Annotated in this window: 15 protein-coding genes; 12 read left to right on the plus strand and 3 right to left on the minus strand. The window is 57.5% G+C overall.

From position 1 onward, the window contains the following. Window positions 1-67: 67 nt before the first annotated feature. The 7 genes from KO498_RS09465 to KO498_RS09495 are packed head-to-tail and all read left to right on the plus strand — an operon-like array spanning window position 68 to window position 8694. A complete protein-coding gene (locus tag KO498_RS09465) occupies window positions 68-1900 on the plus strand; it encodes an ABC transporter ATP-binding protein (protein ID WP_215959664.1) in 1833 nt (610 codons plus the stop codon). Then, window positions 1900-3066 (plus strand): acetylornithine deacetylase, encoded by a 1167-nt coding sequence (gene argE, locus KO498_RS09470; RefSeq protein ID WP_215959665.1) that lies wholly within the window; start codon window positions 1900-1902, stop codon window positions 3064-3066. Before KO498_RS09465 ends, argE begins: the two co-directional genes overlap by 1 nt. Then, on the plus strand, window positions 3066-4403 hold the full coding sequence (locus tag KO498_RS09475) for an NAD(P)/FAD-dependent oxidoreductase (RefSeq protein ID WP_215959666.1): 1338 nt from the start codon (window positions 3066-3068) through the stop codon (window positions 4401-4403). Before argE ends, KO498_RS09475 begins: the two co-directional genes overlap by 1 nt. A gap of 9 nt (window positions 4404-4412) precedes the next feature. Beyond that, entirely contained in the window at window positions 4413-5582 is a 1170-nt protein-coding gene (locus KO498_RS09480; protein WP_215959667.1) for a M20 aminoacylase family protein, read from the plus strand. A 10-nt stretch (window positions 5583-5592) separates the two neighbouring features. Continuing rightward, a complete protein-coding gene (locus tag KO498_RS09485) occupies window positions 5593-6756 on the plus strand; it encodes a M20 aminoacylase family protein (protein WP_215959668.1) in 1164 nt (387 codons plus the stop codon). Window positions 6757-6794: 38 nt separating this feature from the next. Continuing rightward, window positions 6795-7931: a capsular polysaccharide export protein, LipB/KpsS family gene (locus KO498_RS09490; RefSeq protein ID WP_215959669.1), complete on the plus strand. Its 1137-nt coding sequence runs from the start codon at window positions 6795-6797 to the stop codon at window positions 7929-7931. Further along, entirely contained in the window at window positions 7912-8694 is a 783-nt protein-coding gene (locus KO498_RS09495; RefSeq protein WP_215959670.1) for a sulfotransferase family 2 domain-containing protein, read from the plus strand. Before KO498_RS09490 ends, KO498_RS09495 begins: the two co-directional genes overlap by 20 nt. Before the next feature lie 15 nt (window positions 8695-8709). On the opposite strand, the gene KO498_RS09500 is transcribed toward KO498_RS09495, so the two are convergent. Continuing rightward, window positions 8710-9954, minus strand: coding sequence for a 3-deoxy-D-manno-octulosonic acid transferase (locus KO498_RS09500; RefSeq protein WP_215959671.1), 1245 nt, complete (start codon window positions 9952-9954; stop codon window positions 8710-8712). 2 nt (window positions 9955-9956) lie between these two features. Then, on the minus strand, window positions 9957-10964 hold the full coding sequence (gene moaA, locus KO498_RS09505; protein WP_215959672.1) for a GTP 3',8-cyclase MoaA: 1008 nt from the start codon (window positions 10962-10964) through the stop codon (window positions 9957-9959). A gap of 85 nt (window positions 10965-11049) precedes the next feature. On the opposite strand from moaA, the gene KO498_RS09510 reads away from it, so the two are divergent. The 5 genes from KO498_RS09510 to KO498_RS09530 all read left to right on the plus strand — a co-directional run bounded on the left by KO498_RS09510 (window position 11050) and on the right by KO498_RS09530 (window position 15268). Further along, window positions 11050-11559: a hypothetical protein gene (locus tag KO498_RS09510; RefSeq protein WP_252731374.1), complete on the plus strand. Its 510-nt coding sequence runs from the start codon at window positions 11050-11052 to the stop codon at window positions 11557-11559. Continuing rightward, window positions 11559-12551, plus strand: a complete 993-nt coding sequence (locus tag KO498_RS09515) for a zinc transporter ZntB (protein WP_215959673.1) — start codon at window positions 11559-11561, stop codon at window positions 12549-12551. Before KO498_RS09510 ends, KO498_RS09515 begins: the two co-directional genes overlap by 1 nt. Window positions 12552-12633: 82 nt before the next feature. Next, window positions 12634-13653 (plus strand): ABC transporter substrate-binding protein, encoded by a 1020-nt coding sequence (locus KO498_RS09520; RefSeq protein ID WP_215959674.1) that lies wholly within the window; start codon window positions 12634-12636, stop codon window positions 13651-13653. A gap of 63 nt (window positions 13654-13716) precedes the next feature. Further along, the gene (locus KO498_RS09525; RefSeq protein WP_215959675.1) at window positions 13717-14484 is read left to right on the plus strand and encodes an ABC transporter ATP-binding protein; all 768 of its coding nucleotides are present in this window, start codon (window positions 13717-13719) and stop codon (window positions 14482-14484) included. Further along, window positions 14477-15268: an ABC transporter permease gene (locus KO498_RS09530; RefSeq protein WP_215959676.1), complete on the plus strand. Its 792-nt coding sequence runs from the start codon at window positions 14477-14479 to the stop codon at window positions 15266-15268. Before KO498_RS09525 ends, KO498_RS09530 begins: the two co-directional genes overlap by 8 nt. On the opposite strand, the gene KO498_RS09535 is transcribed toward KO498_RS09530, so the two are convergent. Continuing rightward, window positions 15265-15951: a DNA alkylation repair protein gene (locus KO498_RS09535; protein WP_215959677.1), complete on the minus strand. Its 687-nt coding sequence runs from the start codon at window positions 15949-15951 to the stop codon at window positions 15265-15267. The genes KO498_RS09530 and KO498_RS09535 overlap by 4 nt on opposite strands. Window positions 15952-15971: the final 20 nt, after the last annotated feature.

The raw sequence follows: 15971 nt of genomic DNA on the forward strand, positions 1-15971 counted from the left end.
CTGTTTGACAGGTTAAGCCAACCCTGAGTAGCGTGGTTAGATCGGCTTAAATGAATGGGATGTGTGAATGCTGGACCAACCTCTGGACCAACCGCTGGTCGCGATCGAAAACCTGCGAGTAGAGTTTCAAACCAAAGACGGGCCAGTGGTCGGAGTGAAAGATGTTACCTTTGATGTGAAAGCGGGTGAAACCGTTTGTATCGTGGGTGAATCAGGCTCTGGCAAGTCAGTTTCCTCGCTCTCGTTGATGCGCCTTATCGAGTATGGCGGCGGTGATATTGCCGGCGGCAAACTGATGTTCGAGCGTGGCAATGGCGACAAGATCGACCTCAAGCAAACCGATCAAAGCCTGATGCGAACGATTCGTGGTAACGAGATCGGAATGATCTTTCAGGAGCCTATGACCGCCTTGAACCCCGTGTTTACCGTGGGCCGGCAGCTCACTGAAGGTCTACGATTGCATAAGGGAATGACTAAAAAACAGGCAGAGCGCCGCGCACTTGAGCTTTTGCAGCAAGTTCGCATCCCTGAGCCCGAGCGCCGCATCGAGCAATATCCGCATGAACTTTCCGGCGGGATGCGACAGCGTGTGGTGATCGCGATGGCGCTGGCTTGTGAGCCACGCTTGCTGATCGCCGATGAGCCGACGACAGCTTTGGATGTGACCATTCAGGCCGAAATTCTGGCTCTGATGGACCGCCTCAAGCGTGAAACCGGCACGGCTGTGATGTTCATCACTCACGACATGGCTGTTGTTGCCCAGATGGCTGACCGTGTTGTTGTAATGTTCCGGGGTGAAAAGGTTGAAGAGGGCACGGTCGAGGAAATTTTTGAAAACCCGCAGCACAATTACACCAAGGCGCTGCTGGCGGCTGTTCCCAAACTTGGCGAGATGAACGGCACGGACAACCCCTCGCCGATGAAACTCTTGGGGCGCGAGAACCAGAACCTTGACGAGATTGTCGGCACTGACGAGGTGCTGCTGGAAGTCAAAGGGCTGACCACGCGGTTTCCGGTTAAGGGCGGGTTTTTCCGCCGCACTGTCGCCAATGTGCATGCGGTTGAAGACCTTTCGTTCAGCATCGAGAAAGGCCGCACGCTGAGCCTTGTGGGCGAAAGCGGCAGCGGCAAGTCGACGGTCGGACGCTCGATTCTGCGGCTGGTTGAGCCGCAGGAGGGCAGTGTCATGTTCGAGGGCACCGAGGTGCTGTCGCTGAACACCCGCGACATGCACAAGATGCGCCAGGACATGCAGATGATCTTTCAGGATCCGTTTGCCAGCCTTAACCCGCAGATGAACCTGATGAGCCAAGTTGCCGAGCCGATGCAGAACTACGGCATCGCCAAGGGGCAGGAGTTGCACGACCGTATCGAAGCGCTGTTTGATCGCGTGGAGTTGCCGCGCTCTTTCCTGCGCCGTTTTCCGCATGAGCTTTCCGGTGGGCAGCGCCAGAGAGTTGCGATTGCGCGGGCGTTGGCGCTGAACCCCAAGCTGATTGTCGCTGACGAAGCCGTAAGTGCGCTGGACGTGTCGGTGCAGGCGCAGGTGCTCAACCTGATGATGGAGCTACAGGCCGATCTCGGGCTGAGCTACCTGTTTATCTCGCATGACATGGCCGTAGTTGAACGCGTCAGTCATGATGTCGCGGTGATGTATCTGGGGCGTATCGTCGAGATGGGCCCACGCCGTGAAGTGTTTGAAAACCCCCAGCACCCCTATACGCAAGCGCTGATGAAGGCGGTTCCGATTGCTGATCCGCGCAAGCGCATGAGCGAGAAAGAGCTGAACTTCAAGCCGATCCCGTCACCTATTCATCCGGTTGAGTATGTTGCCGAGCCTTCTGTTTACAAGGACGTGGGTGATGGGCATAAAATTTTGATTTCCGAAAGCGGCTACTGATGGCTGAAGTTCTTACACCATTTGAGTTAATGGAAAAGCTGATCGGTTTTCCGACTGTCAGCCGTGATCCGAACACGGATCTGATTGATTGGGTTGAGGGCTATCTGGCTTCACATGGCATCGAGAGCCATCGTCACTGGCGCGATGAAGCCAAGACCCATTGCGCGTTGTTTGCGCATGTCGGCCCGTGGGAAGAGGGCGGTGTTGTGCTTTCGGGCCACACCGATGTTGTGCCGATTGACGGGCAGCCCTGGACGACTGATGCTTTTACCGTAACCGAACGCGACGGCAAGTATTATGGCCGTGGCACCTGTGACATGAAAGGCTTTGACGCACTGGCGCTTTGGGCCTTGGTGGAAGCCAAACGGCGCGGTGTGACGCGGCCTTTGCAGATTGCTCTCAGTTACGACGAAGAAGTTGGCTGCACTGGTGCGCCCGCGATGATCGAAGCCATGCAAGGCGTATTGCCCAAAGCCGAGCTGGCCATCATCGGCGAGCCGAGCATGCTTAAGGTGGTAAATGGTCACAAAGGCGGCGTTGGTGTGGCAACGCATATCGTGGGCTTTGAAGTTCACAGCTCGATCATGCACACAGGCGTCAGCGCAGTCATGGAAGCTGCGAAACTGGTAGACTGGGCCAATCAGATGAACGCCGAGGTGATGGCCAAGAAACCGACCGAACTAGCAGCAATGTTTGATCCGCCTTGGACCAACTCCCATGTCGGGACGATAACGGGTGGCACGGCCAACAACATCACCGCCAAAGACTGCCAGTTTATCATGGGCTTTCGTGTGGTTCCGGGGGAAAACAAGCAAGACTGGGTCGACCGCTATACCGCCCGCGCGCGTGAAGTTGAGGCCGGTATGCAGGCCATTCACCCAGAGGCGCGGATTGATCTAACCGGCTTCTTTGACGTGCCAGCGCTCAAACCCGAAAAGGAAGGTGCCGCCGAAGTGTTTACGCGGCGTGTGACGGGCGACAACGCCAGCCATGTTGTGAGCTACGGCACCGAGGCGGGGCAGTTTCAGGACGCCGGATACTCCGCCGTTGTTTGCGGCCCCGGTAGCATAGAGCAAGCGCACCAGCCTGATGAGTTCATCACTATTGCCGAGTTCGAGAAGGGCCACCGCTTTATGGAGCGGTTGTTGGATGAGCTTGGTGCGTGATGGGTATCCCGCTTGGGCTTGAGCATGCTTGCGAGCATGTAAACGCACTGTCTGATGAGGCCGATGTGGTGATCATCGGTGGTGGAATTATAGGTGTTTGCACCGCGTATTACCTTGCAAAACAAGGGCTTAAGCCGCTTTTGCTTGAGAAGGGACGTGTTGCTGCCGAGCAAAGCGCGCGCAATTGGGGCTGGATCAGGAAGACGGCCCGCGACTATGCCGAGCTTCCGATTGTGATTGAAGCACAGCAGCTTTGGGAAGAGCTGGCTGAGGAGTGTGACACCGACATTGGCGTGAAACGCGCAGGCGTTACCTTTTTGCCCGAGAGCGAAAAGCAGCTTGCTGACTATGAAGCATGGCAACGTGATTTTGGCGCTGTGGCTGGCACCGAAATGCTGAGTGCGGTGCAGGTGCGTGCGATGTTCCCTGATGCCATTAACCCGTGGCGCGGGGCGATGCACACGAGCGATGATATGGTCGCCGAGCCGTTTGTTGCGGTGCCTGCGATCGCGTGCGCGGCGGTGAAGCTTGGCGCTGTCATTCGTGAGGGTTGCGCCGTGCGCGGGCTTGAGCGGGCAGGCGGCGCGGTGAGCGGCGTGGTGACAGAGGCGGGAGCTGTCAAAACCTCGCGAGTGTTGGTCGCGGCGGGGGCCTGGTCTTCGCTGTTTTTGCGGCGGGAGGGACTCAGCATCCCGCAGCTTTCGGTGCGCTCGAACGTGATGCACACCAAACCGATGCCAAATTTTTTTGACGGAGCCGCAGGCGAGGACAACATGGCCTTTCGTCGCCGCGCAGACGGCGGCTATACGATGGCGTCGCTCGGGTTTAACGAGCTTTGGATCGGGCCGGATGCCTTTCGGGCTTTGCCATACTATCGGCAGCTGCTTTTGGGTGGGTCGTTCCCGATCAAGCCACGGTTTGGCGCGCCAAAGGGCTGGCCTGACAGTTGGACGACAAAGCGCAATTGGAAACTAGACGAAGAGAGCCCGTTCGAGCGCCTTCGGGTGCTTGACCCCGAGCCAAACCACGCAGCGCTTGACCGGATGCTGGGCAAGTTTGCCGAGCGTTTCCCGAGTGTTGGCAAGCCTGTTGAAGCGCGTAGATGGGCGGGGATGATTGATGCGATGCCTGATGTCGTGCCGATTGTTGATACTGCGCCGATAGAGGGCCTGACCATTTGCACCGGAATGTGCGGGCATGGCTTTGGCATCGGGCCTGCGTTCGGGCGGATCATGGCCGACATGATCGCGGGGCGTGAGATTGACCACGATCTAAGCCGCTTTGCGCTTGCGCGTTTTGATACATATGCGAAGCTCGAGCTTGGACCTGACGTTTAGGAGAACTCCATGCCCGTTCAAAACCGCTTTGCCGAATTTGCCGATGAACTCACCGAATGGCGACGGGATATTCACCGCCACCCCGAGATCCGGTTTGAAGAGAACCGCACTGCGGCCTTTGTGGCCGAGCGGTTGCAGGCCTTTGGCTGCGACGAGGTTGTGACTGGCTTTGCCAAGACGGGCGTCGTTGCTGTGATCAAGGGCCGCGAGACGGGCTCAGGCCGCACTTTGGGCTTTCGCGCTGACATGGACGCGCTGCCGATAACGGAAGCCACGGGACTTGATTATGCCTCTGAGAACGCAGGGAAAATGCACGCTTGCGGCCATGATGGGCATACTACGATGTTGCTTGGTGCGGCGAAATACCTCGCAGAGACGCGCAATTTTGACGGCACGATTGTGCTGATTTTTCAGCCTGCTGAAGAGGGCGGCGGCGGGGCGCGGCTGATGCTCGAAGAGGGGCTTGTCGACACCTTCGGCATTGATGAGTTTTATGGCATGCACAATTGGCCGGGCATCGAGGCGGGGCAGTTTGCGGTGCTCGAAGGCCCGTTGATGTCGGCGGCCGGTGGATTTTCCATCACCGTGAAGGGCAAGGGCGGACATGGGGCGATGCCGCATATGTCAGTCGATACTTCGCTGGCGGCGAGCAACATTGTACTGGCGTTACAGTCAATCGTTGCGCGCAATGTGAACCCGCTGAGATCGGCCGTGATCTCGATTTGTGGAATGCGCAGCGATACTGACACATACAATGTGATCCCTGATACGGTGGAGCTTAAAGGCACTTTGCGTTTCTTTGATAAGGATGTTGGCAAGCTTATGCTTGAGCGCATGGAGGCGGTTGTTTCCAACACCGCTGCGGCTTACGGCGCGGTCGCAACTATTGATCATCTCGATGGCGGCGTTGGCCCGACAGTGAACGATGTGCAAGCCGCTGGCCATGCGGCTGTTGCAGCCCGGGCGGTGACGGGGCAGGAGCCTGTGGTGATCGACCCGGTGATGCCAGCTGAAGACTTCTCGGAAATGCTGGAAGCCAAACCAGGCTGTTATGTCTTCATTGGCAACGGCCCGAGTGCCGATTTGCACAATCCGCATTACAACTTTAACGACGAGATTTTGCCTGTAGGAGCCAGCTGGTTTGCTACGATGGCCGAAACACGAATGTCCCTCAAGTAAGGAGAAAACCATGCCTGTTAAGAACCGATTTGCCGAATTGCACGATGATGTCACCGCGTGGCGCCGCGATATTCATCAGCACCCCGAGATATTGTTTGAAACGCACCGGACATCCGCTTTGGTCGCTGAAAAGTTGCGCGAGTTTGGCTGTGACGAGGTTGTCGAGGGCATCGGTCGCACGGGTGTTGTTGGGGTGATCAAGGGCAACACGGATACGGCTGGCAAGGTGATCGGCCTGCGCGCAGACATGGATGCGCTGCCGATGACCGAGGTGACGGGCCTGCCGTATGCCTCCAAGACCGAGAACGCGATGCATGCTTGTGGCCATGACGGGCACACGGCGATGTTGCTTGGCGCGGCGCAGTATTTGGCCGAGACACGCAATTTTGACGGCACCGCTGTGGTGATCTTTCAGCCAGCCGAAGAGGGCGGCGGCGGTGGACGCGAGATGTGTGAAGACGGCATGATGGAGCGTTTCGGCATTCAGGAAGTTTACGGCATGCACAACTGGCCGGGGATGAAAACCGGAGAGTTTGCCATCCGGTCGGGGCCGTTTTTTGCGGCGACTGATATCTTTACGGTTGAGTTAACAGGCCTTGGCGGACATGCGGCGAAACCGCATGAAACCATCGACACCACGGTGATGGCTTCGCAAGTTGTTCTGGCCTTGCAAACCATAGCCAGCCGTAACGCCGACCCGATTGACCGCGTGGTGGTTTCGGTGACGTCTTTTGAGACCTCATCCAAAGCGTTTAACGTCATACCTTCAGGTGTGACGCTCAAAGGCACGGTGCGCACGATGAGCCCCGAGATGCGCGACCTTGCAGAGAAGCGAATTGGTGAGATTTGCACGGGTATTGCCAGCACCTTTGGCGGCACGGCTGTGCTTGATTACACCCGCAACTACCCTGTGATGGACAACCACGCAGAGCAAACAGCATTTGCGGCCGAGGTTGCCAAATCAGTTTCGGGTGCATGTGAGGAGGCGCCGCTGGTAATGGGCGGCGAGGACTTTGCCTTCATGCTGGAAGCGCGGCCCGGTGCTTACATTTTGATGGGCAACGGTGACAGCGCGATGGTGCACAACCCGGAATACAACTTCAATGATGAAGCTATTCCGGCGGGCTGTAGCTGGTGGGCCGGAATTGTCGAGCAACGCATGCCTGCGGGCTAAGGCTTGTGGCCTGCGGCTTGCAAGGGTAGAGCGGGTTTATGAAGAAGCTCCGCACTATAGCCTATCTGGCTGAGCCACACACTGAAAAAACGGCGTTCTTTAGGGCGGTCGGCGAGGCTGTTGGGGTGTCAAAACGCTTGCCGACTTGGCCTTTGTCGCTGCGTGGTTTTGCCCAGACGCAAGTGCGCGCCGAGGCGGCTTTGGCGCGGGCCAAAAAGCAACCAAAGAGTGCTTTAGGGCGGTGGCTGAAGCTGGCGTTTCTCAAGGCCCGTTACAATTGGGCCCGGCGTTACTTTGAAGCACACCCAGAGGAGATCGCGCTCTGTTGGCAGGGGCTAACCGGCACGCGGCGCGCTTTTATGGAAGGCGCGCGTGACGCGGGTGCGCAGCGGTTGTTTGCGGAGCTTGCGCCTTTGCCGGGACGGTTGACGCTTGATTCCGAGGGTGTGAATGCCGAAAGTTCGGTGCCGCGGGAGGTTGCGTTTTATGGTGCGGTCGAGGCAGACCAAGCGCTGTTAGCTGCCCTAAAAGACCAGTTTGAAGCGCGGGCGCCACGGCGAGCGGATGTTGGGCAAGGCAAGGGAAGTTTTTCCAGCAAAGACAGGTTCTTATTTGTGCCTCTTCAAGTGCATGACGATAGCCAGCTGGTGCTTTTTGCGGGTTGGTGCGGCGGGCTTGAGGGCTTTCTTGCGGCCTTGGCGGAAGCCTCGAAAAGCTTGCCGGAAGGCTGGCACTTGCGGCTTAAAGAACACCCGAGTGCGAAGCGGGCTTTCACTGAGGACATCAAGGCGCATATCGCGGCGGGGGCGCGGCTTGTGCTGGACAATGACACCGACAGTTTTGCGCAGGTTGCCGCGAGCCAAGGGGTGGTGACAGTGAATTCGTCGATGGGGCTACAGGCGATGTTTTTTGACAAGCCGGTGGTGCTGACGGGGCAAGCTTTTTGGGCGCTTAACGGCGTTGCTAACAAGGCTGCGAACCAAGTTGAACTGACAAAAGCCTGTGCTGATGCTGCGGGTTTGAGTTTTGACAGTGAGCTGCGCGCGCGATTTTTGACATGGCTGGCGCGCGAGTATTACATCGGCTTTGAGGGGACGACCCTTGCCGAGCCGAAGCAAGTGATGCGGCTGATTAAGACAGTAGAACGGAATATAGATGCCCAACAGTCACTTTAGTTTGTTCAAGACGTTTGTTGACCGCGAGAGACATGTCGCGATGGTGCTTAACCCGAAGGTTCTGACCACCTTTACGCGACGTTTCTTGAGTGAAGGTTTTGCTGAGTTTCATGGACGAGCCGACCCGTCTGAGGGACGCTACAGGCTCGTCAAAAATGCAAGGCGCTTTCCGATGGCACGGTTGCGCGACTATTGGCACTTTCGCAATCACCACTCTGATTACGCGATTTATGCCTTTGTCCGAAATCCCTATGCGCGCGTGTTTTCGGGCTGGAAAGATAAGTTCTACGACGGACACAAGGGCTCTGAAGACGGGCGGCTCGCAGGTTATCCGCGCTCAATGCGGCGCGGAGAGTTAAAGGCAGCACGAGCGTTTTGTGCGGCCCACGGCCTTGAGGGAGCTGTAGAGGGAACTCTGGTGCCGTTTGGCAGTTTTGTGCCGTATTTCTCCGCGCAACAACCGGGCCAACGCAACCAGCACTGGGACCTTCAAACTCTTGTTCTGCAACAGCCGGAGTTCAAGCTTGCAGGGGCATTTCTGATGGAAAGTCAGCTTGAAGAGGCTATCAAAACCATCGCGAGGGTGCTTGAATTTGATGAAGATTGGGCGGTTTCGCGACTAAAGAAGAAAGAGAATGTTTCTTCAAACTGGCCAGGTGATCACCCGATGACAGAGGGTGTTGCAGAGCAAGTTTACAAGGCCTGTAAGCCGGATTTTGACGTTTTTGGCTATCGCAAGGACAGTTATACATCGCTTTGGTAGTTGCTATTGGTCTGACTAAATTGTTTTCAGCAATGGTAAGAGTAAGTCGCGGGTTTTTTCGACGGAGTTGGCGTGCTTACGTGCGCTCCAGGTGTTTGGCGCTTCTGGCGTGTTGAAATGGGCGCAGATTTGCTTGGCGAGATCGGCGCTGCCTGTCACCACGCTGGCGCTGTTCTGGCTGTGTAGCTCGGCGTAGGCGTCAACAAAGTTGCCCACATTCGGGCCATGCAAAACAAACACGCCAGCATGTGCAGGTTCATAGGGCGTGTGCCCGCCTTGCTGCCCGAAAGAGCCGCCAAGAAATGCAATGCCGACGGTTTGAAACACGGCATCGGCCTCACCAATAGTGTCAACAAGGTAGATCGCGGTGTCATGCGTTGGCGCTTGTTTTAGCGAGCGCTGTGCCAGCGGTAGGTTGGTTGCTTCCCGGATGGCTTCGGCACGCTCGGGGTGTCTGGGAAGCCAGAAGAGCAGTGCATCGGGAAAGCGCGATAGAACCTCGGCATGTGCGCAAAGAACATTGGCTTCGTCAGCGGCATGGGTGCTGACGGCGGCCCACGCGGGGCGGTTGCCGACGGTATCTTTGAAGTGCTGAAGAACCTCGGCGGACGGCTTGGCCATGGCGGGCGCGGCTTTGAGGTTTCCTATGGAATGCACCTGCTCGGGGGCAAAGCCCTGCGCGAGAAAGCCCTCGCGCACGCTGTCACTTTGGCAGCTGATGAGGTTGAAAGGCGCAAGCAGGGCTTGAAACGTGCGTTTGAAGCGGGCGCGCGAGCGAGAAGGACGGGCATTGACTAAGGCTGTCGGAGTGTTTTGCGCGGCCAGAGCAGCGCTCATACGCGGCCAGATGTCGCCTTCGACGAAGACGGCGAGGTCTGGCTGCCAGGTGGCAAGGAACCGTGAGACGCTGGTTTGGGTGTCGATCGGAGCGAACTGGTGCAGCGTGCCCTCAGGCAGTGCCTCGGTCACGCGCGCTGCGCCTGTTTGGGTTGTAGTGGTAACCAGGAGCGTCGCGTGTTCGCAGAGCAGCGAAGCGAGGGCCGCGATGGATTGCACCTCGCCGACAGAGGCCGCGTGCACCCAGATGAGCTTGCCTTGCGGGCGGGGCAATGTCGCGCGGCCAAAGCGCTCGGCGCGGCGGTGTTTGGGCGCAGCTTGTTTATCATGCGCTTTACGGGCGATGCGGCGCAGTAGCCAGGGGGCCAATGCAGAGAAGATAAAATATGCTTTGAGCAGAGCTGTTGACTTGACCGTCGACATGCTTAGCCGCCTGTGTGGCTCATGTGGCGCGACATTTGTCCGCCGACGTTTTGGCGTGAATAGTCAAAGTCGTGGCCCTTGGGTTTGCGCGAGATGGCGTCACGGATCGCGGCATCAAGCGGGGTTGTGCTGTCGGGGTTGGCCCGCAGAGGTGCACGCAAATCAGCGTTGTCTTCCTGGCCGAGGCACATGAACAGCTCACCGGTGCAGGTGAGGCGCACGCGGTTGCAACTTTCACAGAAGTTATGTGTCAGCGGGGTGATAAAACCGATCTTCTGGCCGGTTTCTTCAAGCTTCACGTAGCGAGCAGGGCCGCCTGTGCGCTCGGGGAGGTCTGTGAGCGTGAAGCGCTCGGCAAGGCGGGCGCGCAGATCTTCCAGCGGCCAGTATTGGTCGATGCGGTCTTCATTGCCGATGTCGCCCATAGGCATAACTTCGATAAAGGTGAGGTCCATATCTTCTTGAGCGCACCAGTCGGCGATGCTGAACAGCTCATCTTCGTTGAAGCCCTTGAGCGCCACCACGTTGATCTTGACCCGCAGGCCGGCGTTGCGGGCAGCGTCAATGCCTTTGAGCACTTGCGGCAAGCGGCCCCAACGGGTGATGTCGGCAAATTTTTTCTCATCGAGTGTGTCGAGTGAGATATTGATGCGACGCACACCGGCGGCATGCAGATCCTTGGCAAAGCGGTGCAGTTGGCTGCCGTTGGTTGTCAGGGTCAGCTCTTTGAGATCGCCGCTGTCAAGATGCCGCGACATGCTGTTAAAAAAGGTCATGATATCGCGGCGCACCAAAGGCTCGCCGCCGGTGATGCGCAGCTTTTCAACGCCGAGGCCAACGAAGGTTGAGCACATGCGATCAAGCTCTTCGAGTGTCAGGAGTTCTTTCTTGGGCAAGAAATTCATGTTCTCGGACATGCAATAGACACAGCGAAAGTCACACCTGTCTGTCACGGAGACACGCAGGTATGAGATCGGGCGCATAAACGGGTCGATGAGCGGTGTTGTCATGCCAAAACAGTTAAGTGCTGCGCAGGGGCGGGGCAAGGGTGTTTCTTACTGGCAAAGGGCGTGCCGTGCGATTAACTTGTTTTACATGAGACATATTTTTACCAGTTTGATCCTGTGTGGCTTGCTCGCGGCCTGTGCAGTTGTACCGAAACCTTCTGAAAGTGTGCCGCCCGGTGACGGGGCGCAAGCGATGCGGCCAAAAGCGCGGCCTGACGGGCTGAACACGACGCCAGCCAAGCGGCCACCTGCGAATGCGACCACAGCAGCGCAGTTTGACACCACCAGTGCCGCCGAGAAAACCGCCGCAGTAGAGGCGGCCAAGGAGGCGACGCAGAAGGGCGAGGGCAAGGCGCTCGGAGTGACGGTTGCTTCGTTGGGTGACCCTGCGCAGCCGGGCCTATGGATCAAGACACCGCTGGTGAAAACTGCTGCCAAGGGGCGGGTTGTTTACGGCAAGAACGGCAAAGCCGTCGAGCTTGATCTCATTCCGCTTGACGGGCCAGCAAGCGCGGGCTCACGCATGTCGCTGGCGGCCTTGCGTGTGGTTGAAGCGCCGTTGACGGACTTGAGCGAAGTGCAGGTGTTCGTGAATTGATGGACACACCCGCAGCGAAACCACAGATGATCCAGTCATTCGGGTTTGCCGTTTCGAAAGCGGGCAAGGCTGTGCCGATCGAGGTTGAACCTGCGGGAGACCTCAAAGCCGTTCCCGCGGGGGGCTATCGCTGGATCCATTTGCAGGGCAGTCTGGAAGCGCTCGGCGAAGCCGTTGAAAGCCACGAGCTTGATGATATCACCCGTTCAGCGCTAACAGCGGGTGAAACCCGTCCTCGATGCAGTGCCCACGGCGACGGAGCCATCATAGTTTTGCGTGGGGTGAACCTCAACAATGGTGCCGCGCCTGATGATATGATTTCGCTGCGGATATGGGCCGAAAAAGACCGGATTATCAGCTGCGGTATCCGGCCATTGAAAGCGCTGGAAGACGTTGTTGCGATGCTACGATCTGACCGTGCGCCGCGCTCGGGTGCGGAACTGATTGCGGCATTTGCCTTGCGGCTTGCCGACCGTGCCGAACCTGTTGTTGCTGATCTCAACGAAGCGGTTGATAGCATTGAGGAAGTGATTGCCTCTGAGGATACCGGCGATGCGCGCCGTCTGCTTGCGGATGTGCGGCGGTCTGCGATCAGCTTGCGGCGCTATATGTTGCCGCAGCGCGATGCCTTGACGACATTTGAAGTAGAGGGCTTTGCCTGGGTGACCAAAGACAGCCGCAGTTACCTGCGCGAAGCGATTGACCGGATCATGAGGCTTTGTGAGGAACTTGACAGCATTCGAGACCGCACACAGGTTGTGCATGATCAAGTGAGTGACGCCCGCGCGGAGCGGATGAACAACCAGATGTTTGTGCTGACAATCGTTTCTGCGTTTTTCCTGCCCATCGGTTTTGTCACCGGTTTGTTAGGCATCAACGTCGGCGGGCTGCCTTTGGCGGAAAATCCCTTTGGCTTTTGGCTGACTTGCGGCGGGTTGGTGGCTGTTTTGCTGGCTGAATACCTGTTGTTCAAGAAGATGAAACTGTTCTAGAACTTTACCAAGACAGCCTGACGGGCTGATGGGCTGACCTAAGCTAACAGACTACAAATACCGACCAAAAGGGAGAAATATCATGGTTACCTTCAACAGACGCCAAACACTTGGCCTCATCGGCGCGGCGGCGGGCACGGCGCTTGCCGCTCCGGCGATTGCCAGCGGCAAGAAGATCACTGTCGGCGCGCTGCGCTTTACGTCACATGCAGGTAGCTTTGTTGCTTTTGAGCGCAACTACTTTGCCGATGCAGGCCTTGATGTGGAGCTGAAATTCTTTCAGGCCGCGCAGCCTATGGCCGTGGCGATTGCCTCGGGCGACGTTGACTATGCTGTTACGGCGATGTCAGGCGGACTAATTTCATTGGCTGACAAGGGCGCGATCAAGGTGATCGGCGGCGCGTTGAGCGAAGAGCCGGGGATTGACGGGCAAAAGATCCTTGCTTCGGACGCGGCGTTCAAGGCGGGCCTCACTTCGGCAGCTATGCTTGGCGGCAAGAGCTTTGGCGTTACGCAGGCAGGGTCGTCGTTCCACTACATGGGCAGCAAAGTTGCCGAAAAAGAAGGCATCGAAGTGACGTTCAAGCCGCTGCAAAAAGTCGGTGCGGTGATTGGTGCGTTGAAGTCGGGCCAGATTGATGCGTGGTCGATTGTGCCGCATATCGCCAAGCCTCTGGCTGGCTCGGGTGCTGTGCATATCATTGGCAATATCTCGGATTATCTGCCGGCCTACCAAGTGACAACGCTGTTCACTTCGGCAAAGAACGCTGCCGACGAGAAGGCCCAGACTGGCGACTTCCTCGCCAGCTACTCAAAGGGCGTCGCTGATTACAACGCTGCGATGATTGCCAAAGATGGTGGTGATGACGGTGTGAACGAGATGGTCGATCTGATCCATAAGTATGTTTACACTGACCGCCCGCGCGAGAAGGCGGCACCGTCGATCATCAACGGCACGATGCGTCTCAATGAGGGGGCCAAACTTAACACCGCGTCGATTGCAGATCAGCTGGGCTGGTTCCAATCAGAGGATTTGGTGAGCAAGGATATCAGCCTCGATACGGTGCTCGACACAAGCTTTGTCGAAACATTCGAAGCCTAATGTTTGAGAGCAGGGCGTGGGTTTCTGATCTGCGCCCTGCTGTCTATTTGAGAGGCATCTATCATGGACATTCGCCTTGAAGGCATCAGCCATTCTTATGGCGACACCGAGGTTCTGCGCGACATTTCGCTTGAGGTGACGAGCGATCAGATCGTTTGTTTGGTGGGGCCTTCGGGCTGTGGCAAGTCAACCTTGCTGCGGTTTTTGGGCGGGTTGGAACGCCCGACAAAGGGCCGTGTTTTGCAAGTCGGTTCGCCACCTGAGGGCTGTCTCAACCCGCTGACCTATGTGTTTCAAGACTTTGCCTTGCTGCCTTGGCGCACGGTGCGGGGCAATGTCTCGTTGGTGTTGGAAGATCACGGCATTCGCGGTGATCGGGCCGAGGCTATCATTGCTGATGTGCTGTCGCGCACGCGGCTGAGCGACTTTGCAGAGGCGTTGCCACGCCAGCTCTCTGGTGGGATGAAACAGCGTGTCGCAATTGCACGTGCGCTGGCCGTGAACCCGGCTGTGATGCTGCTGGATGAGCCGCTTTCTGCACTTGATGCGCAGACGCGTGAACTCCTGATGGATGATCTTGTGAGCCTCTGGACGCGGGCGCCCTTTACGGCGGTTTACGTCACTCACAACCTCGCTGAGGCTGTGCGCCTTGGTCATAAGATTGCGGTGCTGTCGAGGCGGCCCGGGCAGATCCGTGAGGTTGTCAGCATCGATATGCCGCTGAGTGAGCGCTCGCATGGTAACCCCGAGCTTGAAGCCGTGCAGAGCCACCTGTGGAACTTGATGCGCGAAGAGGCCAAGGCCGCCGATGAGGAGTTGCTGGATGTCTGATCCTCGAGAAGTCCGTTTTCGTGGCGGTGGCTTTGCTCCGTCGGCGCGGCGGGGCGTTGGACTCGTGGTGTTCGTGGTGCTGATTGCGCTGGCCGAATGGGGCACGCGCTCGGGCTTTATCACGCCGCTGACTTTGCCCAAGCCTTCGGATGTGCTGGCCACGTTTGGCGAGCTTTGGCAGAGTGGTTTGTTGATGAAGCACCTCGTGCCCTCCTTGACGCGGCTTCTTGTAGGTGCGGCGCTCGGTGTCAGCATTGGCATGTCTGTCGGTGTTTTGATCGGCTTGTTTTCTTACGTGCGCGCGGGGCTTGTGCCCTTGGTTGCTGCGCTGTTTCCCATCCCCAAGATTGCGCTGTTGCCGCTGTTTGTGATCTGGTTTGGTATTGATGAGGGGTCAAAGTATGCGCTGATTGCCTTTGGCACCTTCACGCCCACCGTTGTTGCCACTTATGGCGCGGTCGATAATGTTGATCGCTCGCTCATTCGCATGGGGCAGAGCTTTGGGCTGAGCTGGTTTTCGATCGTGCGCAAAATTGTATTGCCCGGGGCGATGCCGGGGATACTTTCTGGCCTGCGCATCAGCCTTGCGATTGCGATAATTTTGCTGGTTGCTGCCGAAATGCTCGGAGCGGAATATGGCATTGGAGCCTATATCTTGCAGGCCGGATCGCTCTATGACCTTGAGCGCCTGTTTGCGGGCGTGGTTATTCTGTCGCTGCTCGGTGTGGTGGTGAGCACCTGCATCGGGTTGCTTGAAAAACGCATGCTGCGTTGGCGCGCTTAGCCTTCTTTGGGCAGGTGCTTAGCGGCTTCCTTACGGGCGAAAGGCTTCATTTTGCGCGCATGGTTCGCAAGGAAATACTCGACCCGTGGTGCGTCGTGTTTGCTGAGGTCGCGCAGCCACCAAGCGACAGATTTCTGGATGAACCACTCGTCGTCTTCGACATATGCCACGGCCCATCCGAGCACGCGTTTGCGGATCGCGAGCTCTTCTGGTTTGGGGTGGTTCTGCTTGGTGTAGGGCAGGGTGACGACCATCGCGGCGCGGCGCACCCAGTGCTCGCTTGATTTGGTCCAAGGTTCGATGTCTTCAATGCGCGAGGGCTTGGCGACAAGACGCTTTTGTCCGGCCATCATCGCGTGATCGGCAATCGCCCAGCTGTCAAAATCGGGTACCCATGATTTGATCAGCTCCCAGACAGCTTCATCCGGCGAAATGCGCGCCTGCGTGAGCAGTTTTGCTGCAGCGAGGCGGGCTTCAAAGATGTTGGTTTTCCAGAGTTCGTCTGCGAGGGTAACGCGCTCCTCGACGCTCATTTGGCCGCGCCACTCTTTCGCCAGATCATTGATCGCCGGATTGGGCACGCCGAGGTATTCGCGCGGGACTTTGTGATAGTCTGCCATACCTTCGGCGCGGCCTTCTTCGGCGGCGGCTTTGAGGGCAGTGAGGGCTTCTTGAAGTGTCATAAGGTATCCGAATTTGGAAG

It is taken from the genome of Lentibacter algarum (assembly GCF_018860975.1).
Classification (GTDB): Bacteria; Pseudomonadota; Alphaproteobacteria; order Rhodobacterales; family Rhodobacteraceae; genus Lentibacter; species Lentibacter algarum_A.